Source organism: Porphyromonas cangingivalis, from assembly GCF_900638305.1.
Taxonomy (GTDB): Bacteria; Bacteroidota; Bacteroidia; order Bacteroidales; family Porphyromonadaceae; genus Porphyromonas_A; species Porphyromonas_A cangingivalis.
The window spans coordinates 257,322-276,565 of sequence record NZ_LR134506.1 but is presented as its reverse complement, the minus strand read 5'-3'; the positions used below and the strand labels follow the sequence as shown (position 1 = coordinate 276,565).

22 protein-coding genes are annotated in these 19,244 nt (G+C 45.5%); 4 read left to right on the top strand and 18 right to left on the bottom strand.

All coding sequences use genetic code 11. The features are described from left to right. Positions 1-6 precede the first annotated feature (6 nt). From traJ to EL262_RS01085, 11 genes are all read right to left on the bottom strand, one after another. Positions 7-1,098, bottom strand: coding sequence for a conjugative transposon protein TraJ (traJ, locus tag EL262_RS01135; protein WP_013815827.1), 1,092 nt, complete (start codon positions 1,096-1,098; stop codon positions 7-9). Between the two features lie 2 nt (positions 1,099-1,100). After that, positions 1,101-1,730 (bottom strand): DUF4141 domain-containing protein, encoded by a 630-nt coding sequence (locus EL262_RS01130; RefSeq protein ID WP_025837614.1) that lies wholly within the window; start codon positions 1,728-1,730, stop codon positions 1,101-1,103. A 33-nt stretch (positions 1,731-1,763) separates the two neighbouring features. Next, a complete protein-coding gene (locus tag EL262_RS01125; RefSeq protein ID WP_078735720.1) occupies positions 1,764-4,250 on the bottom strand; it encodes a TraG family conjugative transposon ATPase in 2,487 nt (828 codons plus the stop codon). Next, entirely contained in the window at positions 4,247-4,624 is a 378-nt protein-coding gene (locus tag EL262_RS01120) for a DUF4133 domain-containing protein (RefSeq protein WP_078735719.1), read from the bottom strand. The genes EL262_RS01125 and EL262_RS01120 overlap by 4 nt, the downstream gene beginning before the upstream one ends. Positions 4,625-4,628: 4 nt before the next feature. Next, positions 4,629-4,928 (bottom strand): DUF4134 domain-containing protein, encoded by a 300-nt coding sequence (locus EL262_RS01115; RefSeq protein ID WP_025837612.1) that lies wholly within the window; start codon positions 4,926-4,928, stop codon positions 4,629-4,631. A 175-nt stretch (positions 4,929-5,103) separates the two neighbouring features. Further along, positions 5,104-5,694: a hypothetical protein gene (locus tag EL262_RS01110; protein WP_025837611.1), complete on the bottom strand. Its 591-nt coding sequence runs from the start codon at positions 5,692-5,694 to the stop codon at positions 5,104-5,106. Further along, positions 5,682-6,422 (bottom strand): ParA family protein, encoded by a 741-nt coding sequence (locus EL262_RS01105; protein ID WP_025837609.1) that lies wholly within the window; start codon positions 6,420-6,422, stop codon positions 5,682-5,684. The genes EL262_RS01110 and EL262_RS01105 overlap by 13 nt, the downstream gene beginning before the upstream one ends. A gap of 29 nt (positions 6,423-6,451) precedes the next feature. Further along, on the bottom strand, positions 6,452-7,042 hold the full coding sequence (locus EL262_RS01100; RefSeq protein WP_025837606.1) for a hypothetical protein: 591 nt from the start codon (positions 7,040-7,042) through the stop codon (positions 6,452-6,454). Then, a complete protein-coding gene (locus EL262_RS01095; RefSeq protein WP_025837605.1) occupies positions 7,039-7,392 on the bottom strand; it encodes a DUF3408 domain-containing protein in 354 nt (117 codons plus the stop codon). The genes EL262_RS01100 and EL262_RS01095 overlap by 4 nt, the downstream gene beginning before the upstream one ends. A gap of 25 nt (positions 7,393-7,417) precedes the next feature. Continuing rightward, entirely contained in the window at positions 7,418-7,846 is a 429-nt protein-coding gene (locus EL262_RS01090) for a DUF3408 domain-containing protein (RefSeq protein WP_025837603.1), read from the bottom strand. Next, entirely contained in the window at positions 7,830-8,612 is a 783-nt protein-coding gene (locus tag EL262_RS01085) for a ParA family protein (protein ID WP_036889339.1), read from the bottom strand. The genes EL262_RS01090 and EL262_RS01085 overlap by 17 nt, the downstream gene beginning before the upstream one ends. Positions 8,613-9,406: 794 nt before the next feature. Between EL262_RS01085 and mobA the strand changes: the two genes are divergently transcribed. Genes mobA through mobC form a run of 3 tightly spaced genes read left to right on the top strand, consistent with a single transcriptional unit; the run spans position 9,407 to position 13,063 of the window. After that, positions 9,407-9,820 carry a conjugal transfer protein MobA gene (gene mobA / locus EL262_RS01075; RefSeq protein WP_013815816.1) on the top strand — a complete coding sequence of 138 codons (414 nt, stop codon included), beginning with the start codon at positions 9,407-9,409 and terminating at the stop codon, positions 9,818-9,820. After that, complete coding sequence (gene mobB / locus EL262_RS01070; protein ID WP_025837597.1) at positions 9,805-11,034, top strand: conjugal transfer protein MobB; 1,230 nt, start codon at positions 9,805-9,807, stop codon at positions 11,032-11,034. The genes mobA and mobB overlap by 16 nt, the downstream gene beginning before the upstream one ends. Before the next feature lie 16 nt (positions 11,035-11,050). Beyond that, entirely contained in the window at positions 11,051-13,063 is a 2,013-nt protein-coding gene (gene mobC / locus EL262_RS01065) for a conjugal transfer protein MobC (protein WP_025837596.1), read from the top strand. Positions 13,064-13,244: 181 nt separating this feature from the next. Here mobC and EL262_RS10095 read toward each other — a convergent pair whose 3' ends face one another. Beyond that, a complete protein-coding gene (locus EL262_RS10095) occupies positions 13,245-13,427 on the bottom strand; it encodes a hypothetical protein (protein ID WP_174706345.1) in 183 nt (60 codons plus the stop codon). On the opposite strand from EL262_RS10095, the gene EL262_RS10240 reads away from it, so the two are divergent. Then, positions 13,369-13,572, top strand: a complete 204-nt coding sequence (locus EL262_RS10240) for a hypothetical protein (protein ID WP_004584322.1) — start codon at positions 13,369-13,371, stop codon at positions 13,570-13,572. The two genes, EL262_RS10095 and EL262_RS10240, sit on opposite strands and share 59 nt — an antisense overlap. A 56-nt stretch (positions 13,573-13,628) precedes the next feature. Here the strand turns inward: EL262_RS10240 and EL262_RS01055 are convergent, their stop codons facing one another. The 6 genes from EL262_RS01055 to gwsG all read right to left on the bottom strand — a co-directional run bounded on the left by EL262_RS01055 (position 13,629) and on the right by gwsG (position 19,198). Further along, entirely contained in the window at positions 13,629-13,988 is a 360-nt protein-coding gene (locus tag EL262_RS01055) for an RteC domain-containing protein (RefSeq protein ID WP_025837594.1), read from the bottom strand. A gap of 290 nt (positions 13,989-14,278) precedes the next feature. Beyond that, complete coding sequence (locus tag EL262_RS01050; RefSeq protein ID WP_078735717.1) at positions 14,279-14,773, bottom strand: hypothetical protein; 495 nt, start codon at positions 14,771-14,773, stop codon at positions 14,279-14,281. 1 nt (position 14,774) lies between these two features. After that, positions 14,775-16,958, bottom strand: a complete 2,184-nt coding sequence (locus tag EL262_RS01045) for a peptidase domain-containing ABC transporter (RefSeq protein ID WP_244919654.1) — start codon at positions 16,956-16,958, stop codon at positions 14,775-14,777. A 37-nt stretch (positions 16,959-16,995) separates the two neighbouring features. Beyond that, the gene (gene gwsS, locus EL262_RS01040; protein WP_078735715.1) at positions 16,996-18,018 is read right to left on the bottom strand and encodes a grasp-with-spasm system SPASM domain peptide maturase; all 1,023 of its coding nucleotides are present in this window, start codon (positions 18,016-18,018) and stop codon (positions 16,996-16,998) included. Then, the gene (locus EL262_RS01035) at positions 18,018-18,209 is read right to left on the bottom strand and encodes a hypothetical protein (protein ID WP_025837585.1); all 192 of its coding nucleotides are present in this window, start codon (positions 18,207-18,209) and stop codon (positions 18,018-18,020) included. The genes gwsS and EL262_RS01035 overlap by 1 nt, the downstream gene beginning before the upstream one ends. Next, positions 18,206-19,198: a grasp-with-spasm system ATP-grasp peptide maturase gene (gene gwsG, locus EL262_RS01030; RefSeq protein WP_025837583.1), complete on the bottom strand. Its 993-nt coding sequence runs from the start codon at positions 19,196-19,198 to the stop codon at positions 18,206-18,208. Before gwsG ends, EL262_RS01035 begins: the two co-directional genes overlap by 4 nt. Positions 19,199-19,244 lie beyond the last annotated feature (46 nt).

Below are 19,244 nucleotides of genomic sequence, written 5' to 3'. Positions count from 1 at the left end.
AGCGTTTTAATTTTGTTCCGATGGTTCGGAGGATTTGTTTTCTCCCCGATGAAATAATTTTCCGGCAATCTCTTTGGCTTTGCTGCCCGCATGGTTCATCATGCTTCGTCCGTGTCCCACGGCAAAGCCGCCTGCGGCTCCACCCACGGCACCTGCGATACCGGCACCCTTTCCTGCTGCATAGTTCACGTTTTTTCCGAAATTACCTGCTCCACCTGCCTGTATCACCCAGCCCGCAACCGTTGGAATGGTAAAGTAGCCGATGATGCCGATAATCATAAATACAAGGTAGACCCCATTCGAGGCATCTATCGTATAGGTAGGGTCATTTTGTAGCTGTGTGATGTCATGCTTGAGCATCAGCTCCTGAATCTTCGCCAGCATCGAGCTGAACAAGTCCGCCACAGGTAGCCACAGATAGATGGAGATATACCTCGTAAACCATTGCGTGAGGGTACTCTGAAAACCGTCCCACACCGAGATGGCGAAGGCTATCGGTCCCAAGATGGAGAGGACTATCAGGAAGAAAGTCCTGAGCGTGTCGATGAGCAGGGAGGAAGCGGCGAAAAGCAGTTCCAAGAACTCCCGCACCATATTACGGAACCATTTCTTGAGGTTGTACATACTGCGCTCCACATACATTCCTGCCATCGTTGCCATATCCGAGGGGGCGATACCGAGTTCATCCAATTTTTTGTCGAACTCTTCATTACTTACCAGATAGGCTGTTTCGGGATTCTTCACCATCGCCTCGTATTCCAGTTTGTCCCGTAACTTGCGGTATTCGTCCATGCTGAAGGTCTGCTTTTCGAGCATCTTGTGTGTACCCTGCACAACGGGACTGAGTACCCCATTGATGGTCTCCAGCACCATCGGAAAGAAGAGGATGCAAAGACCGAGTGCAAAGGGACGAAGTAGCGGATAGACGTCGATGGGTTCGGCACGAGCCAAGGTCTGCCACACCCGAAGTGCTACATAGAAGAGTGCTCCCAAGCCCGCAATGCCTTTGGCTACCCCTATCATGTTGCCGCACATCGGCATCATCTCCGTGTAAAGCGAACGGAGGACTTGGTGCAGGTTATCAAATTCCGCTCCCATGACTACCAATACCTTTCGTTGTCCGTTCCATAGAGCGAAAGCACCCGGTCGGTATCCTGCTGCTTCTTGGCTCTGAGATAGCTCACGGAGATGTTCTTGTTCGTGTAGTAACGCACGAGGTTACGATAATCCCTGATTTCCTTGTAGCAGCGATCCACCACATCCATACGCTCCTTGTCGGTCATCTTCAGCGTGGTGATGTTCACCACCTGCTTCAGCTCCTTGAGCAGGTTGTTACTCTCTCCGAGTAGTTTGGTATAACCGTTGGCGATGGCAACCAACTCCTCTGGACGGAAGTTCGGGTCGGAAAGCATCTTCTTGTAGTTGTTCATATAGATGTCGGAGATTTCCCCGACCATCAGGATGGTCTCTTTGACTCGTTGGGCATCCCGCACGAGGTCATTCACTTTTTTCAGAGCGTCGTAGTACTTCTTGCTCTCATTGTAGAGTTTCTCCACCTCTTTGAAGTTGTTGAGCGTGTTCTTGACCGTTTTGGAGGTTTGTACGATTTCCTTGGTCGTGTTGATGATGCTCTGTGCAAGGTTGGTGGGGTCTGTGACTACCCACTGGGCGTGTGCACTGCCGGCCAGGAGGCAACCGCACGTGATAAGCATTAAAATTCTCTTTCTCATTTTACGTTGGATTTTAGTGATGATTATTCTTGACTATTCTTCTTCAGTGAGCTGCCTGATGGCAAGCTCCATGTTGCCGCCGAGTTGCTCGGCACGGGCCAGTACGCGCATTTTCTCTGTCTCCTCCGTTGTGTAGGTGAGGTATTCGGCTTTTGATACTTCGGTGGCATAGACAGCGGATTGTACACCACCCAGTCCGATCCATACCTCCTTGTATGACCTCGTGGCATCGTTGCTCTGGTTGATAGAGAGGATTTGTCCCCGCTCCTTGTCCGTCAATCCCAAGAGTGCCTGTATCTGGTCGAACTTGTTCATGTACTTGCGTTGGTCAAGGAGTATCTTGCAATCGCTATTGTTGATAATGGACTCCTTGACTACGGAAGAGGAAATGATATCGTCCACCTCCTGAGTCACCACGACCGCTTCGCCGAAGAACTTACGCACGGTCTTGTAGAGGTAGCGTATGTATCCCGCCATATTTGCGGAAGCTATCGCCTTCCACGCTTCCTCGATAAGGATGACTTTCCGAACCCCTTTCAGTCGTCGCATCTTATTGATGAACAACTCCATAATGATGATGGTCGTGATGGGAAAGAGGATGGGATGATCCTTTATCGCGTCGATTTCGAAAACGATGAAGCGGGCGTTCAATAGGTCGAGTTGCTTGTCCGAGTTCAGCAGATAGTCGTATTCGCCACCCTTGTAGTACGGCTCCAGCACGTTGAGAAAATTGGGCAAGTCAAAATCCTTTTCCCTGACCTTTTTCTCACGAAGCAGAGCCGAGTAATCGGTGGTGAGATACTCGTAAAAGCTGTTGAACGAAGGAACGATACCATCGTCTGTCTTGATCCGCTCGATAAAGAGCGAAACGGCATTGGAGAGGGCAACCTCTTCCGAACGGGTGGCAGGCTCATTGTCCTTTTTCCACAGCGTCAGCAGCAGTGTCTTGATGCTCTCCCGCTTCTCCACATCAAAAATCTTGTCCGTCGTGTAGAAGGGATTGAAGCTGATGGGACTCTCGTCTGAGTAGGTGAAATAGACCCCATCCTCGCCCTGCGTCTTGTGGCGTATCATCTCGCACAAGCCCTGATAGCTGTTTCCCGTGTCTACCAAGACGATATGGGTGTTCTGTTCCCAGTACTGCCTTAGTAGGTGGTTGGTGAAGAACGACTTGCCCGAACCCGACGGTCCCAAGATGAACTTGTTGCGGTTCGTGATGATGCCTTGCTTCATGGGCAGGTCGGAGATGTCAAGATGAATAGGCTTTCCGCTTCGGTCTGCCATCTTAATGCCGAACGGAGACAAAGAATCACGGTAGTTGGTTTCCTCATTGAAGAAGCATACCGCCTGTTCGATGAAGGTGTAGAAACTCTCTTCGGCAGGGAAGTCGGCTTCATTGCCGGGAATGCCCGCCCAGAAGAGCGTCGGCACATCCACCGTGTTGTGTCGTGGCTTGCACTCCATCAGTGCCAGCTGACTACCCACATCATTGCGGATAAGGCGGAGTTCCTCCTCATCCTCGCTCCATGCCAGCACGTTGCAGTGGCAGCGTACCGAGGTAAGTCCGAAGCTGTGTGCCTCATTCAGATACTCGTCAATCCACTGTTTGTTGATTTGGTTGCTTCGGCTGTAACGGGAGAGCGAGTGCATATTCCGTGCGCTCTTCTCGAAGCGTTGCAGGTTCTCCGCACTGTCGTCAATCAGCACATACTGGTTATAGATATGGTTGCACGGCAACAACAGCCCCACGGGAGCGGCAAATGAAAGGCGGCAGTCACTTCGGTCGGTGGATAAACGCTCATACCGCATATCCGTAGCAACCTGTCCGGGCAGATCTTCCGTATCGGAAAGCGTATGCAGGCAGAGCCGTTTGTCGCCGATACGCATGCTGTCGGCACGGAGGTCAATGTCTTCCAAGACCGTCGTGTCAGATAGGGACAGAGAGAAGTATTTTTCTATCAGTCCCGGCTTATCCTCTGTCCCGATAATTTCCTCATCGCTCAATCGGGTAAGACAGACAAAGCCGCTCTCATTGATAATTCTCTCGAATTGCTCGGTAGCTTCAAGAAATTTTCGGGCGGTATCCTTGTCCCGTACCTCCTTGGGGATGATATGTCCCCGGCAGAGAGTGGAAAAGTTGCTTTGCTGTCGGCTGCGGTTCTTGGTTGTCTTAGTCAGGAACAAATAACAGTCGTGATGAAGGAATGGTCGCTCGTTGAAGTGCCGCTCGAAACTTCGGGAAAGGAAGCTCATATCCTCCTTTTGCAATTCCGGGCGGTAGCCCTCCTTGACGAACCAATCCTGTTTGTGTACGATGCTGTAGGTCGGCAACACCTTGATTGCCTTCACCCAAGCCGAATGAATGGCGACATACTCCGCACTTGTCACCGTATAGAGTTCGGGAAGTTCGACCCGAAAAGCAACCGTGATGTCAGCCTCCTTCGAGAGGATACACCCCTCTTCGACGGCAAGCAGCGGAAAGCGGTTCTCCAGCGTGGTGGCTTTCAGTATATTTCTCATTGCCTTTCCTCCTTTTCTTTGTTTTTTCTTTCGTTCTGTTCTCTTTTTACTCTTCTCTGTTCCTTATGTCGGAACAGACGGGGAATGCGACGACGGTTGATGAGGTATCGGGGATGGCTGTGCAAGGCGGAACGCTTCATCAGCCCATATTCCCCATACTTCGTGTTCAGGGAGAAGGTCTGCCACACCAGAACGGACGCGGCAGTCCCTCCGAAACCAATACAAATCCATTGATTGACACCCGCCATGTAGAGGATGACAAACAGCACGAAAAGGGCGAGTAGCCCTCCGGCGAAAAAGAACAGATACTGGCTTTTGAGTCCCTGAAACTCTACCGAGCGACCGATTCCCTTGTTGATGGGATAGGTCTCCATAGGCTTAGAGGAAGAAACTTCTCAGAATGGTGGCTGCGACAATGAGGAAGATACACGCTCCAAACCAGCTTGCGGCGGTCTTCGAGGTGTCCGGATCTCCGGACGCAAACTTTGAATAGACTTTTACCCCTCCGATAAGTCCCACAACCGCACCGATGGCATAGATGAGTTTCGTGGCAGGGTCGAAATAGCTCGTCACCATGTTGGTGGCTTGGTTGATACCCGACAAGCCGTTGCCTTGGGCAAAGGCAGAGGAAATGGAAAGCAGCAGGACGGCTGCGAAAAGAAAATGTCTTTTGGTCATAAATCTTTGTTTTGTGCCAGAAGGATTGGATATGTCCTCCCGACGGATGAATACTGTTGTTACTTTCGGATGTTAGTGGTGGCTCTCTTAGGGTCAGCCGTACTCTTTTTCTTTCATTGTTCCTGTTATATTAAAGGGTCCATACTATTGGGGTTAAAACCGATCGGAAAATGTGTTACGCTTTTTTGCCGCTGTAAAGCTCCTCGAAACGGGCACGGACGATTTCATCGATCGTGGCCGAACGTTTCGCATCGCTTCGGAGCGTTTCCATCAGCCGGGTTCCTTCCAACGCTCTCAGCGTATCGCCAGTACTCTGTCGCTCTGCTTCGGTGTGGGCGTGGCGGTGAATGACCGACAAGGCTTCCAGCACCCGTTCAAAATCAATTCCCATAGCGTATTCGCTTTCCCCCTGTATGGGAAGTTCTTCGTCCTCCTCTTCAAACGATGGTGCATCCGAAGATTCATACGTTAAAGGAATCTCATCTATGTCGGGCAGATCATCCGGCTCTTCCGATGGCTCTTGTCCGTTTTCGAGGGCAAATGTAGAAGCCTTTTTTGCTTCTGCCTCGCCTTTTGGATAACTGCGTACTTGTGGCGTCGAGTGGCTTATCTTAAAGCGACTCTTACCGATTATTTCGGCTTCACAGACCGTTTGACAAGGCTCTTTCTCAATTGCTCTGTTCTTTCTCTTTCTTCGTTCATACGAGAGAAAAAGCAGCAGCCACAAAAGGTAGAGCAAGAGAAGGACAAGGACTATTCGGTACATAGGCGTTGCAGGATTTCATGAAGTTCATCGCCCAACTGAACACAGAGCCTGCTCAACATCCCTCCGTGGGGTGGGAAGAGGGTGCATACCCCTCTTCTGCGCTCGGAAAGCAGCGGACGATATAAACGGGAGTGGCTCAATGAGGTCTGCATCAGCAAAGCTCCTGTTTCATCGGCAAGAGTGAGACAGCGTTCGTCGGCTTCCTCACGTTCCCAAGCCTCTATCATATTGCGAAGCAGGTAAAGCTCACGGATATTGCCCCTGCCCATCGTCAGTATCTGCTCTCCCAAGATGTCGATGAAATGGCGGACAGCTTCCATATCCATCGGACTGTCCGTAACGGGAAAGACGACGGCATCCATTGCCGAAAGCAGTTCCACCGTTCCTTCGGTACGCATCAATGGAGGGAGGTCGAAGAGAATGCAGCGAGGAGGATTGTCCACACAGTGTCGCTCCACCCGGTTCAGGGCTTCCCGCACCGGAGTGCAAATTATCGGATAAGGGGTACAGGGTGTTCGATGTTTCAGGTGCATCAGCCTTTGAGTACTCAGCTCTTCCGACTCTTGCTGCCGCAGACGGGCGATGGTATAGACGGGATGGTTGCAATCCACAACAGCGACATTGCATCCTCTGTGGTAATGCAGAATACTTGCAGCAAGTACCGTAAGCGAGGTTTTGCCGACACCTCCCTTGGGGGAAGCGATGGCGAGATAGATGGGTTTACTCATATTTTCTCCTTTCTTTGAATGGGTGAATACTATGTCTTGATAAATCGTTTGTAATCGAAATTGCCTGACAGAATCTCTTTCGGGGCTTCTTCGGCAACGCGATCCAGCAGTTCGCGGACACGTTCCCCGGCTGCTTTCTTAATTGCTTGGAACATCGGGGAGTCATGTATCTTATAGATGGTTTCAGCAGCTTTCGCCGCTTCCTCTATCGGGGCATTCTTGCAGGAGAGGACATTGCCCATTTGTTGCAGTTCTTCCACGGTGATGCTTTCCGAAAGAGAGTGGCTTTCACCTTGGACTTCCACCAATACATAATCCTCTTCCTCTTCGGGGATGAACGGAGAGGTCTCTTCCGACATTCCCGTTTCAGCCGTCTGTTCCTGTTGTTCTTCTTCAATGGGCAACTCGACTAAAAGGATATTCTCCTCTTGGGAGAATTCCTTCTGGGGGATGCGGATGGTAACGACGAATTTCCCCTTGCCTCGTTCTCGGAAAAAGAGTCGCAATTCACGGTAGAGTCTCACGGCACTCCGATAGCGTCCGTACAGAAAGCGGGCGACCTGTACGCTGCCGAGATAGGCTAAGCCTACCGACAGCAGAATGACAATCACCTGCTTCATCGCTCGAAACGTTTACGGAACTGTTGCTCAAACAAGGCGTCTATCTCATCACGGTGACTCTCTAAGTGATGCCGGAGAATATGTTCTACGAATGCCCCAATCGTCAGTTTGCCTGCGGCTGCCACATAGACGATTTCGGAAATCTCTTCCTGTGTCTTTTTGGAAATGAACACGCCCTTTCGGTCTCCGATGTTCAGGGGTTGCAGAAAGACGGTTTCATAATCGCTTCTCTCTTCCTGAAGGAGACCTGTAGAGTGTCCCTCAGAATGTTCGATGAGCGTGGTGGAGTTACGGATGGTTACTTTTGAAGAGACGCTTTTTCGTTCTCTGCAGGACTCTTTGCCTGCCATTGGTCGGTTTGTTTTCTGTTTCATATCACAATAATTTCTTGAAGTTCTTTTCACTTAATCGGTTGATTTCTTCCTTGTAGTCCTCCAAATGTTTGAGAAGGATGTTTTCCACGTACATGCCCAATGTCATCTCCCTCTTTCGGATGAAGAGGACGATTTCCGACAGTTTGTCCTGCAACTCTTTGGAGATGTAGATTGCCTTGCGGTCATACAGATCATTGCGGTGCATGAAGAGCGAGATGTAATCTCCTTTGGCGATATTCTTGCGACGTGTTCGGATGGGTAGTTGCGGTTCTTCCGAAACCTCTTTTCGTGTTTCCGAAACGGACGCATCCACCTCTTCGACGGTGGCAGGCGGAATCATCTCGCTCTCTTTCTTTTTCATCGGTATACCCTGCGAAATCAGCTCTCGGATGGCGACGGGGTCTATCGCCCCTTTATTCTTCTCGGCCATACGCTTCAGGTTTTACGATGGATAGGATTTCCTCCACAAGCTCTTTCAGACGACTACCTCTGAGCAGCGTGCGGGAGGCGGGAAAGATGGTCGAACGGAAGAGGGTTGTACCCTCATCCATCACTTCCTTTTTGTAGCGGGTCGTATTGGGGACTGCCGTCTTCAAGACCGGAAGTCCCAACTCGGCAATGACCTTTTCATACATCGTATAGAGGGGTGTTTTCTCTCTGCCGTCTACCATGTTCCAAAAGAGGTAGATCCCTTTGTTGGCAGTGTCTGTATTGTCGGTTATCACCTCCTTGATGATGGCTGAAAAGCTCAACGTGCTTTCCAAGGATATACGGTCGGCGGAGATGGGTGTGAAAATGTAATCCATATTGGAGAGAGTGGTCAGCACACCGTCATTGTTGATGGTTCCGGGCAGGTCAAAAAAGACGAAATCCGTATCCGACTCATGTGTTTCCAGATATTCCCTGACCGTATCCACGGCTGCCTCTGCCGTGGCACAAAGGATGGTGTACGTGGGCTTTTGCAACTCGGAGAACTGGGTGGCTGCCAATTCCTGCAGCGCGGGGTTGCGATCCACCCCCTGTGCGTCACGCTGACGCATCGCATTGATGCTGAATTGCGGATAGTCGCAATCCACCACAATAAGGTTATACCCGCAGGCATAGTGCAGGTAACTCGCCGTCAAGACCGTAAAGGTCGTTTTGCCGACACCGCCCTTCTGGGTGGAGAAGGCTATGAAAACAGGTTTCTTTTTCATTTCATTTTCTGTTTAATGGTTCTACATATATGTGAGGAAAGGCGTATGCACACCTTGGCTTGTTTCCTTGAAAAGGCAGATATGGAAATGAGTCCGTGAGGGAATAAATCTCCGGACAGGCATACGATAAGGTATTCCGATAAGAGAACATAGACCCACTTTGGGGGATATGTCCCTCCTTGTATAAGGGTGGAGCTATATGACGGGAGGCATACTTGCACACGTCCACCCATCCATACTTCCACGCTTGTACCCTTGCACAAGGGTATAAGGGTACATGGGTGCAATAACTTGTAGATATTCTCATTCCAGTTCCCATTTCCTTGATTGTCTGTTCAAATGGATGCGGACAGGTTTTTAGACTTAGGCAAGTATGTCCACCGATCCGCAAATAACCGTCCGACGGGGCAAATATAGATGCCCTCAAAGCCTCTTTTCTATCCTTTTTGCTAACTACGTACTTGTGGCGTCGATATGCGTACTTGTGTCTACTTATGAGGTAAGTGTCTTAGATACAATGCATAGTAACTTTGCTCCCAAGCGGTAAGCCGAAGTTTTCGAGGTATGAAGCGTTCTTTTTTGAGATACTCGACTTCCGTCCTTCATGGATGGATTTATTTGCGTCGGAGCAAATAGCAAGGTATGTTTTATGCAGCACGACTCCGTTTTTGCAGCATAAAACCCTTGCTCTTGCAGAGGGCTGAAAAAACTCCGAAGTCGTTTTTTCTTGGAAGGGAGAATGCCTTGTCTCGAATGCCGGTGATGCCGTGAAACACTAAAATCCAAAGTAGAAAATGAAACAAAAGAAAATGCGGGGCATAAGCTCCAAAGTGAAGACCGAGAAACGGGTCTCGGTCAATTTTACGGCGATGGAATTTGCCGAGTTTCTCTCCATGAAAGAGACGGCAGGCGTACAAAGTCAGTCGGCTTTCATCAAGGCAAGGGTCTTTGACAAGACTTTTCGTGTCATAAAAGTAGACCGCTCCTTGCTTGACTACTATCAAAAATTGACGACTTTGTACGGGCAGTTCCGCAGCGTAGGGGTCAATTACAACCAAGTAGTGGTCGCCTTAAAAAGCAATTTCACCGAGAAAAAAGCCTACGCCATGCTTGCCCAACTGGAGAAACTGACACTCGAATTGGCGACTATCGGAGGCGAAATCGTACAACTCACCCGTGAATTTCAGGAGAAATGGTCGCAAAAATAAGCTATGGGATTTCCCTTTTCGGGGCGTTAGCATACAATGGAGAAAAGGTAAACGAGGGTGTCGCCAAGATTTTGGAGACCAACAAAGTGTTTTGTTCTGCCGACGGCACACACGATATTGCAGCCTATATGCAGGACTTTCTGACATATATGCCGAGCCAAGTTCGCACGAAGAAGCCCATTATTCATATTTCCCTGAACCCGCATCCCGATGATAAACTCTCTGATGAGCAGTTCTCTGCCATCGCACAGGAGTATATCGAAAAGATGGGCTACGGCAACCAGCCCTTTGTCGTGTATAAACACGAGGACATAGACAGACATCATTTGCATATTGTCACCTTAGCCGTTGATGAACAAGGGAAGAAGATTAACGATGGCAACAACTTCTACAAGAGTAAGCATATCACCCGAGAGATAGAGCAGAAATATGGCTTGCTGCCTGCCGAAAGGCAACGGGCAAAAGAGACTTTTCGACTGCAAAGAGTCCGTCCTGAAGAGGGAAATCTCAAAAAACAACTGGCTTCGGTTATCAAACCTGCAGCGAAGTTCTATCATTGTCCGAGCTTCAAAGAATACAGAGCCTTGCTCTCCACCTATAATATATGCGTGGAAGAGGTCAAGGGAGAAATATATGGAAAGCCCTATAATGGATTGGTCTATTTTGCTACCGATGATAAAGGTAAAAAGGTGGGGAATCCTTTCAAGGCTTCTCTTTTCGGGAAAGCTGTCGGATATGAAGCCCTACAAAACAGGTTCAAGGCTTCAAAGGAGAAACTGAAAGAAAAACATCTTGCTCCCAAGACCAAAGCTGTCGTAGCCGGAGCATTGAGGCATTCTGTCACAAGAGTGGATTTCAGGGATAATCTCTATCACAAGGGGATTGATGTCCTCTTTCGTGAGAACGACGAAGGGCGGCTCTATGGTGTCACCTTCATAGACCATAACAACGGCTGTGTGGTCAATGGCTCACGATTGGGCAAGGAACTTTCGGCAAACGCCGTTGCCGAGTGGTTCGACCGCCCGCATCCCGAACTGTCTGCTCCTATACAGCAGCGTGAGAAAGGCAGTATTCCCCAAACTCTGACTTCGGACGGAGATTCCGTCTTGGGTGGTCTTCTCGATTTGCCCTTGGAAGCCCACGGTACGGATTGGGAGGAAGAGCAGTTCCGCAGACGGATGCAGCGTAAAAAAAGAAAACAGCGTAAACTCTAAAAAAAACAGAAAGATTATGTCACAACAAGAAGACGATTTGAGAGCACTGGCGAAAATCATGGATTTTCTGCGTGCCGTAAGTATTATATTGGTGGTTGCCCACCTCTATTGGTATTGCTATGAAGCGATACAACTATGGGGCGTGAATATCGGTGTGGTGGACAGGATACTGATGAATTTCCACCGCACGGCGGGACTGTTCGGCAATATGCTCTACACCAAACTCTTTGCGCTGGTACTGATGGGACTTTCCTGCTTAGGTACGAAAGGTGTGAAAGAGGAGCATATCACTTGGTCGAAGATAGGGGCATTCATGGGTGTCGGCTTTGTCTTTTTCTTCCTCAATTGGTGGATACTCGCCTTGCCGCTGCCCATTGAAGCCAATGCGGCTTTCTATACCTTTACGATCACCGTAGGGTATGTGTGTCTGCTGATGGCGGGACTCTATATGAGCCGCCTCTTGAAGAACAACCTGATGGAGGATGTCTTCAATCAGGAGAACGAATCCTTTATGCAGGAAACAAGGCTCTTGGAAAACGAGTACTCGGTCAATCTCCCGACCCGATTCTATTACCGCAAGAAATGGAACAAGGGTTGGATAAACGTGGTCAATCCTTTCCGTGCGGTCTCCGTATTGGGGACACCGGGTAGCGGTAAGTCCTATGCCATCATCAATAATTTCATCAAGCAGCAAATCGAAAAGGGATTTGCCATCTACTGTTACGACTTCAAATATCCCGACCTTTCCACGATTGTGTACAATCACCTGCTGCACCACTCGGAAGGGTATAAGGTCAAGCCGAAGTTTTACGTGATCAACTTCGATGACCCGAGGCGATCGCACCGCTGCAATCCGATACACCCCGATTTCATGAGCGATATATCGGATGCCTATGAATCGGCTTATACGATTATGCTCAACCTTAACAAGACGTGGGTACAGAAGCAGGGTGATTTCTTCGTAGAATCTCCCATCGTTCTCTTTGCCGCCATCATTTGGTATCTCCGCATTTTCGAAGGAGGGAAATACTGTACCTTTCCCCATGCCATTGAGTTTCTCTGCCGAAAATACGAGGATATATTTCCTATCCTGACCTCTTACCCCGAATTGGAGAATTACCTCTCTCCCTTTATGGACGCTTGGCTCGGAGGAGCCGCTGACCAGTTGCAGGGGCAGATAGCTTCCGCTAAGATTCCCTTGTCAAGGATGATAAGCCCGCAGCTCTATTGGATTATGACGGGCGATGATTTCACGCTGGACATCAATAACCCCAAAGAGCCTAAAATCCTGTGTGTAGGGAATAACCCTGACAGACAGAATATCTATGGAGCAGCATTGGGGTTGTATAATTCGCGCATTGTCAAGCTCATCAATAAGAAAGGAATGCTGAAAAGTTCGGTGCTCATTGACGAGTTGCCTACCATATACTTCAAAGGGCTTGATAATCTGATAGCCACTGCTCGAAGCAACAAGGTAGCGGTCTGTTTAGGTTTTCAAGACTTTTCGCAACTGAAGCGCGATTATGGAGACAAGGAAGCTGCTGTAGTGATGAACACCGTCGGGAATATTTTCTCCGGTCAGGTGGTCGGCGAGACGGCAAAGACCTTATCGGAGCGTTTCGGAAAAGTGCTTCAAAAACGGCAGAGCCTGAGCATCACTCGAAGCGACAAAACAACCTCCATCTCCACGCAGATGGACAGCCTTATTCCTCAGAGCAAGATTTCCACACTCACACAGGGAATGTTTGTCGGAGCAGTTGCCGACAACTTCTCCGAACGTATCGAGCAGAAGATATTCCACTGTGAGATTGTGGTGGACAATGCGAAAGTGGCAAAGGAAACGGCCGCTTATCTACCGATACCCATTCTAACAGATTTCAAGGATGAAAACGGAGTGGATATGATGGAACAGGAAATCAAGGCAAACTATGACCGAGTGAAGACGGAGGTGCGGGAAATCGTGGAACGAGAACTGCAAAGAATTGCCGATGACCCGGAGCTTTCAAAGCTGCTTAATACCAAGAAATAACAAGAAGTTTTCCTTGGCTCTAATGTTGGATTTTTGTATTTTTGAATACGCTAAACGATTACACTATGAATTGTTTTAATCATACTCAAGAACCGGCGGTTGCACAATGCACCGATTGCGGAAAAGGGCTCTGTCCCGAATGTACGGAGAGATACCAGCCGATACTTTGCACCCCCTGTTTTCAGAAGAGAAAACGCAGCGAGATTTGGCGAAGCATCTTTAGTCTATTGTTTCTCATTACCTTATTTGTCATCGGCTTCAAGTTGAATTTCTTAGCGACCAAGGGTTTTGAAGATATGAGATGGATGTCGGGATATACACTGATGGCTATATGGTCGGGATACCTCTTCGTAGAGAAGTTCATCCCCTATAAAATGATTGCAGGAACCAACGGGCAGTGGGTAATATACTACATCATCAAACTGATTCTTTTTGTTGTCATTGGTGTTTTCACAGCTCCTTTTACTTGTTTGTGGACTATTATACGGGTTATCAAAGCCTTTCGTTGATAGTAATAAAGTAAAAAACGGGGAACTTTCCTACCATAGAAAGTTCCCCGTTTTCTTCATCTTCTTTTATACTTTCCTCCCCTGATATCGCTTTCTACCATCCGCCTGTTCAATTTTTCTTTCAATTCATCAAGAAAGTAGGTACGACTTTCGTCTTTACGGTGCTTCATGTTCATATAAACATTGTAACAGTTCTTGATTTCGACTCCGAATACCTTGGAAAGCCTATCCGACAATTCTTCTACACCAATCTCTCCATTATTGATACAATTGCAGGTATCCAGAGCATAGAGAAGCTCCACCAAATCTACAACCTTTCCTGTCCAGTGAATTGAAGAACTTTTTTGTAAGTTGGCATCGGAAAAGTTCGTTTTCTTCAGGCCTTTCTCTAAAATCTCCAGTTCAATGGAAAGCACTTGCTCTAGCTCTGAAAAGCAGAGTTGGATAGAAGAACTTACAGAGTGATTTTTTTTGTAATGTCTGAAGTATGAACCGAGTATAGTTCATAATGCGAAACAGAGTAGTATCATCGGTTGCTGAATCACTCAGTTCGAGTATCATTTCAATCAACTCATCAGTAGCTTCACGAATCTCTGAAGCGGAGGAACTCTCAGAAGATACAATCTTAAAAGGATCTGTTTGGGTTAGTCTTTTCATATGATTATTTTATTTGAGATTTACCCAGAGTTGAAGGTTGTCAGAGAAGCTACTTCCCTAAAAATCCCGAAAAAAAGTGAGTCAGTAAGTTCTCGGAGTGAATGGTCAATAGGAAATCGACTTCTTGGTGTTCCAGCTTTTTCATAGGGTGCAATGGTACACGACAAAGAGCCTCTTGTCTACCGAGAGTGTCTCTTGCCATGGAAAGAGATAGAATGTTGCCTTTTGCAACCTCAACAGCCGATTGGAACTCAATTGATGCTCCCTCTATGAGGACATTGGGACGCTTCTCTCCAAATTTTAATAACACATTTATTTTTGTGGTATCCGCCTTATGTTCACTACCTATCTCATGTATGACAGCTGTCCCGGAATAGACCTGCTTATAGGGGAGGAAGTAGGCTACAGCAACAATGCAAAGCAACACAACTCCAATGGCGGTAATACCATAGCGAACCAGTGAGGATGGAATTTGTCCTACTATACTGCGAACTTTCTCACTACGAAGCTCAAAACTTCGCTCTTGTCTATTTTCTTCTTCCATACTAATTTCCTAATTCCAATTGATTCTTCACTAAGGCAAAGTATTTGCCACGCTTTGCAGTAAGTTCTTCGTGTGTCCCTACTTCTACAATCTTCCCCTCATCCAAAACTACAATTTGGTCGGCATTGCGAACTGTGGAAAGGCGGTGTGCTACCACAACTACGGTTTTCCCTTTATAGAAATCTGAAAGGTTTTCTGTAATGGCGCGCTCGTTGTTGGCATCAAGGGCATTAGTCGCTTCGTCCAAGAAGACAAACATCGGATTCTTATAGACTACTCTTGCTATCAGGATGCGTTGTCGTTGCCCTTGACTAATGCCTTGTCCATCCTGTCCTATCATGGTATTATAGGCTAAAGGAAGAGCTTCGATGTAGTCTGCGATATTTGCCACACGAGCTGCGTGGCGGATGCGCTCGATGTCGGGTTCGTCGTCTGATATGGCGATGTTCCTTGCAATAGTATCGGAAAAAAGATAGCCCTCCTGCATCACGGCTCCACATTGACTTCTCCACCACCCAAGATTGTATTCATTCAGATTAGCATTGCCTACCCGAATACTTCCGTTTAATGGTTCATAGAATCCCAATAGGAGTTTTATGAGAGTGGTTTTCCCACTTCCACTGGCTCCAACAATAGCTGTAACTTTGCCGTTAGGAATTAGGAGGCTTATATCAGAAAGAATGTTTCGAGAACTATATATGTCATATTTGAAAGAAAGGTCTTTAATATCAATAGAATGTCCTTCAGGAGTCTCGCCTGTGTAGGCGTTCCGTGCTCGCTCTACATTTTCCTCGTTGGTTTCGGTATGTATCTCATTCATACGATCCAAACTAATACTCACGTCCTGCCATGAATATATGAATTGAATAAGTTGTTCTACAGGGCCATTAAGTTGCCCAATAATATACTGAATCGCAAGCATCATACCAAGGGTCATATTGCTGTGAATAACGGCTGTGGCAGCAAGAACGGTAATGAGAATGTTCTTTACCTCGTTGATAATGACACTACCAACCTGTTGTATTTGTTGTAGATTGAGCGATTGTAGATTGACCTTGAAGAGGTCGGCTTGTACGTCCTCCCATTCCCAACGCTTGCGTTGCTCACAACCCTGTAGTTTAATTTCCTGCATACCTTCTATGAGTTGATAGGTGACGTTACGATTACGCCCTTCCTGTTCAAAGTATTTATAGTCTAACTGTCTGCGTTTTCTAAGAAAGAGGATGATCCATCCGGCATAAAGCAATGTCCCCAAAAGAAAGACAAGAAAGATGCCGAGATTATAAACTGCAAGGACGATGCCGAACACTAAGAATGTGAAGAAGGAGAATAGCAGACTTAGACTACTTGATGTGAGAAATTGCTCCACACGGCGATGGTCTTCGATGCGTTGCAAGAGGTCGCCAAGAAGTTTGGTGTCAAAGAATTTCATCGGGAGCTTCATCAACTTGATGAAAAAGTCTGAGATAAGCGAGATGTTTATACGTGTGGAAATGTGTAGAAGTATTTTAGAGCGGATAAAATCAATGGCAGTACGGCTGAACAGGAGCATCATTTCCGCTAAAAGCACCAACCATACGAAACCAATGTTCTTGCCTCCAATACCTGTATCTACAATGGCTTGGGTAAGAAAAGGAAAGACGAGTTGCAGGAGGGAACCCAGCAATAAACCGAGTGCTAATTGCAAAAAAAAACGCTTGTATTGCTTGAGATAGTTCCAAAGAAATTTGGTACGATTATGAGAGAGAGCATTCCCCGTTTTGTTTAGAGTGTAAAATTGTTCCGTTGGTTTAAGGAGCAATGCGACACCTTTCTCTTCACCTTTGATTTGAGTACTTATCCAATGTTCACAGAATTCATCTTTTGAATAAACTAAAAAACCCTTGCTGGGATCTGCTATACAAATCTCATATTGCTCCCTTCTATTATTTTTTATTTCGCAAAGAACAACAAAGTGATCTTGATTCCAATGTATAATACATGGAAGTTCTATCTCTGTACTTAGATTCTCGAAAGACAGAAATGATGCAAAAGTATGTACGTGAAAAGACTCTGCGATCAGTCTGATACTGTTTAAAGAAACCCCCTTTTTTGTTACTTTGAAAATGCTACCTATTTTTGAGCAATCAATCTTGTGATCGTAAAACTTAAAAATCATTTTTAAGCATGCAATACCACAATCCATGCTATCATGCTGTGGTATAAATCTAATCTTTTTATAATTATGAATCATACCATTGAGATGTATAAGGGTTATATGTGCATTTTCGAGGCTTTTCCAAGAGATTATCTAAAAAAGCCCGACAATCATTACAGACGTATCTAAATTCACAATCACGACAGACGAATATATCATCTTTTATAATCTCCCATTTTTTTTGAAATATCTCACTTTTGACAATTTTCGTGAGCTCTATATCCTGCTTGTCAATATTGCCATAAGTATACGGCAGGCATGGACAATTTGCTACATCTCCCTCTTTTGTAATAAAAACCTTCTTATACAAGCAATTGTTGTGTTTTTTTGACATTATCACAGATTGGAGAGTACTCATGTTATATAGTGTATCCTTATGAATTACACCACAATCCATAGGAGAATTAAAATGTTGTCGTGTATACAATACAGAGCTTATTGATTGACTTCTGTATTTTGAATTTACATTGAATATTTTTGTTTCATTCTGATTAAATACAATAATTGAAACCATGGGCAAATCATACAAGAAGTCTACGATCTCTTGAGGATCTTCCCATAAAGGATTACTAATAAGAAGTTCTATCGAAAACCAAGGATAGACGAGAAATGGAGATAAAACTTGTCTGATTTTAGCGATGGAAACTGATGAAAAAAATCTCAATTGAAGATGCTCACAGCAAAGACTTCTCAACTGAGATGCAATAAAAGAATATCGATGTTCTTTTTCTGCGATATCAATAACCATAATTTCTACAACAGAAGGGGATTCGTAATCTTCTACAACATTGGGAAAATGGTCAATGTCTTGAACAAGTACTCCATATTTATTTTCAAGAATAAAATCAATGAATCCCTTTACGATCTGGAGATCTTCCCCAGAGTATGATTGGCTGATAGCCTCAATAGTTGTTTCTCTAAATCTCTCAAGTAGTTTTTCTGGTATAACAGGGATATACGAAAAAGAGCCAGCCTTCTTCGTGTCAAAAACTAATGTCCTATTAGCACCTCGAGTAATAATAATATCTGGAAAAATTAATAAATACATCAGTCTTTGTCATTGTTGATAGAAATCGCAATGGACTTCCATCTGTTAGATTTTCGAAAAATGCAATATCCTTGATATTTTTGAGAATAGCAGTATTTTTCATTACTACTCTCTTCTTTGTGTTGAGAGATTTTTCTTTCTTCAATACTTCTTAAAAATAGAGGTGCCTCTATTTTTTCTTTGTTATTCATAACTGTTCGGAGATTATTTTGTCAAGGTGATAATTACAAGCATTTCCATAAGCAGAGAATTGTCCAACAGGGTTGATTTCCAAAAAAATGATCTCATTATTCTTAGATAGAATAAAATCTAATGCTCCATATGACAATCCAATCTGATTCATAATAGTCACGATTTTCTTTTCTATTTCTAGTGGTAATTTATAGGGGGTCATTCTCAGTATCTCTTGTGGACATCTGCGTCCGTCAATCTGAGAATGCTCATAAGCTTGAGTAAACATTGCTATCGAATAACATATTTCTTTAATATAAATAACTCTTATTTCGAGTTGTTTCTCTATCTGCTCTTGAAATAGTGCAACTGGAAAGTAAGAAGGGATATTGGGTAAATCATCCTTGCTTATAGAGGATGTGTAAGATACAAATGCATACTCTTCTCCAATGTCATACACACCTTCATACAAGGGTTTAATTATTAAATTTCCGTATATTTCTAATATTTTAACCAATTCATTTTTAGAGTTAAGTATAAATGTTTTAGGTACGGATAACCCAATCTCTTTGGCAAGGGTCAGTGTCTCAATTTTGTTTAACTCTCTTAATTTATAGCTGCCTAGCCTTGTGCGAGCTTTTCGTATAATGTGAGAGAAAATAAATTCTCTATAGGCCTTAAACTCTGATAAGGCAAATTCTGAAGCATGCTTAGAAAGATATTTGTATGTCTCTTCTGTTTTATTTGGAAAAATATCATCATACGTATGGGAGTTCGTTTTCTGACAGATATTCAGTCCACACTTTCGATACCAAAAACTGTCAATGCAAATCAAAGGCACTTCTTCCTCCATATAATGAGATGTAATATATAGAAGACCATTCCTATATGAGAACGAAGCATCGAAGCCATCTCCATTAAATCTCAAATAGTCTTTTGCTTGGTAGTATAACCAATCAATGACATTTGATGTTGAAGCATCATCCAAACGTGACGAAATTAAAATCATTCTATGAAGTTTTTTAAGAATAAGAGGTGAGAAACCTTTGATAAAA

Excerpts from the sequence above, each read along its gene's own strand:
- EL262_RS01125 (WP_078735720.1), bottom strand. The coding sequence starts at position 4,250 with ATGAGAAATATACTGAAAGCCACCACGCTGGAGAACCGCTTTCCGCTG.
- EL262_RS01105 (WP_025837609.1), bottom strand. The coding sequence starts at position 6,422 with ATGAGTAAACCCATCTATCTCGCCATCGCTTCCCCCAAGGGAGGTGTC.
- EL262_RS01115 (WP_025837612.1), bottom strand. The coding sequence starts at position 4,928 with ATGACCAAAAGACATTTTCTTTTCGCAGCCGTCCTGCTGCTTTCCATT.
- EL262_RS01130 (WP_025837614.1), bottom strand. The coding sequence starts at position 1,730 with ATGAGAAAGAGAATTTTAATGCTTATCACGTGCGGTTGCCTCCTGGCC.
- mobC (WP_025837596.1), top strand. The coding sequence starts at position 11,051 with ATGTCACAACAAGAAGACGATTTGAGAGCACTGGCGAAAATCATGGAT.
- EL262_RS01035 (WP_025837585.1), bottom strand. The coding sequence starts at position 18,209 with ATGAATAACAAAGAAAAAATAGAGGCACCTCTATTTTTAAGAAGTATT.
- EL262_RS01050 (WP_078735717.1), bottom strand. The coding sequence starts at position 14,773 with ATGGAAGAAGAAAATAGACAAGAGCGAAGTTTTGAGCTTCGTAGTGAG.
- gwsG (WP_025837583.1), bottom strand. The coding sequence starts at position 19,198 with ATGATTTTAATTTCGTCACGTTTGGATGATGCTTCAACATCAAATGTC.
- EL262_RS10240 (WP_004584322.1), top strand. The coding sequence starts at position 13,369 with ATGTCGGGATATACACTGATGGCTATATGGTCGGGATACCTCTTCGTA.
- EL262_RS10095 (WP_174706345.1), bottom strand. The coding sequence starts at position 13,427 with ATGAACTTCTCTACGAAGAGGTATCCCGACCATATAGCCATCAGTGTA.
- gwsS (WP_078735715.1), bottom strand. The coding sequence starts at position 18,018 with ATGTATTTATTAATTTTTCCAGATATTATTATTACTCGAGGTGCTAAT.
- EL262_RS01110 (WP_025837611.1), bottom strand. The coding sequence starts at position 5,694 with ATGTACCGAATAGTCCTTGTCCTTCTCTTGCTCTACCTTTTGTGGCTG.
- EL262_RS01045 (WP_244919654.1), bottom strand. The coding sequence starts at position 16,958 with ATGGATTGTGGTATTGCATGCTTAAAAATGATTTTTAAGTTTTACGAT.
- EL262_RS01090 (WP_025837603.1), bottom strand. The coding sequence starts at position 7,846 with ATGGCCGAGAAGAATAAAGGGGCGATAGACCCCGTCGCCATCCGAGAG.
- traJ (WP_013815827.1), bottom strand. The coding sequence starts at position 1,098 with ATGGGAGCGGAATTTGATAACCTGCACCAAGTCCTCCGTTCGCTTTAC.
- EL262_RS01120 (WP_078735719.1), bottom strand. The coding sequence starts at position 4,624 with ATGGAGACCTATCCCATCAACAAGGGAATCGGTCGCTCGGTAGAGTTT.
- mobB (WP_025837597.1), top strand. The coding sequence starts at position 9,805 with ATGGTCGCAAAAATAAGCTATGGGATTTCCCTTTTCGGGGCGTTAGCA.
- EL262_RS01085 (WP_036889339.1), bottom strand. The coding sequence starts at position 8,612 with ATGAAAAAGAAACCTGTTTTCATAGCCTTCTCCACCCAGAAGGGCGGT.
- mobA (WP_013815816.1), top strand. The coding sequence starts at position 9,407 with ATGAAACAAAAGAAAATGCGGGGCATAAGCTCCAAAGTGAAGACCGAG.
- EL262_RS01095 (WP_025837605.1), bottom strand. The coding sequence starts at position 7,392 with ATGGCAGGCAAAGAGTCCTGCAGAGAACGAAAAAGCGTCTCTTCAAAA.
- EL262_RS01100 (WP_025837606.1), bottom strand. The coding sequence starts at position 7,042 with ATGAAGCAGGTGATTGTCATTCTGCTGTCGGTAGGCTTAGCCTATCTC.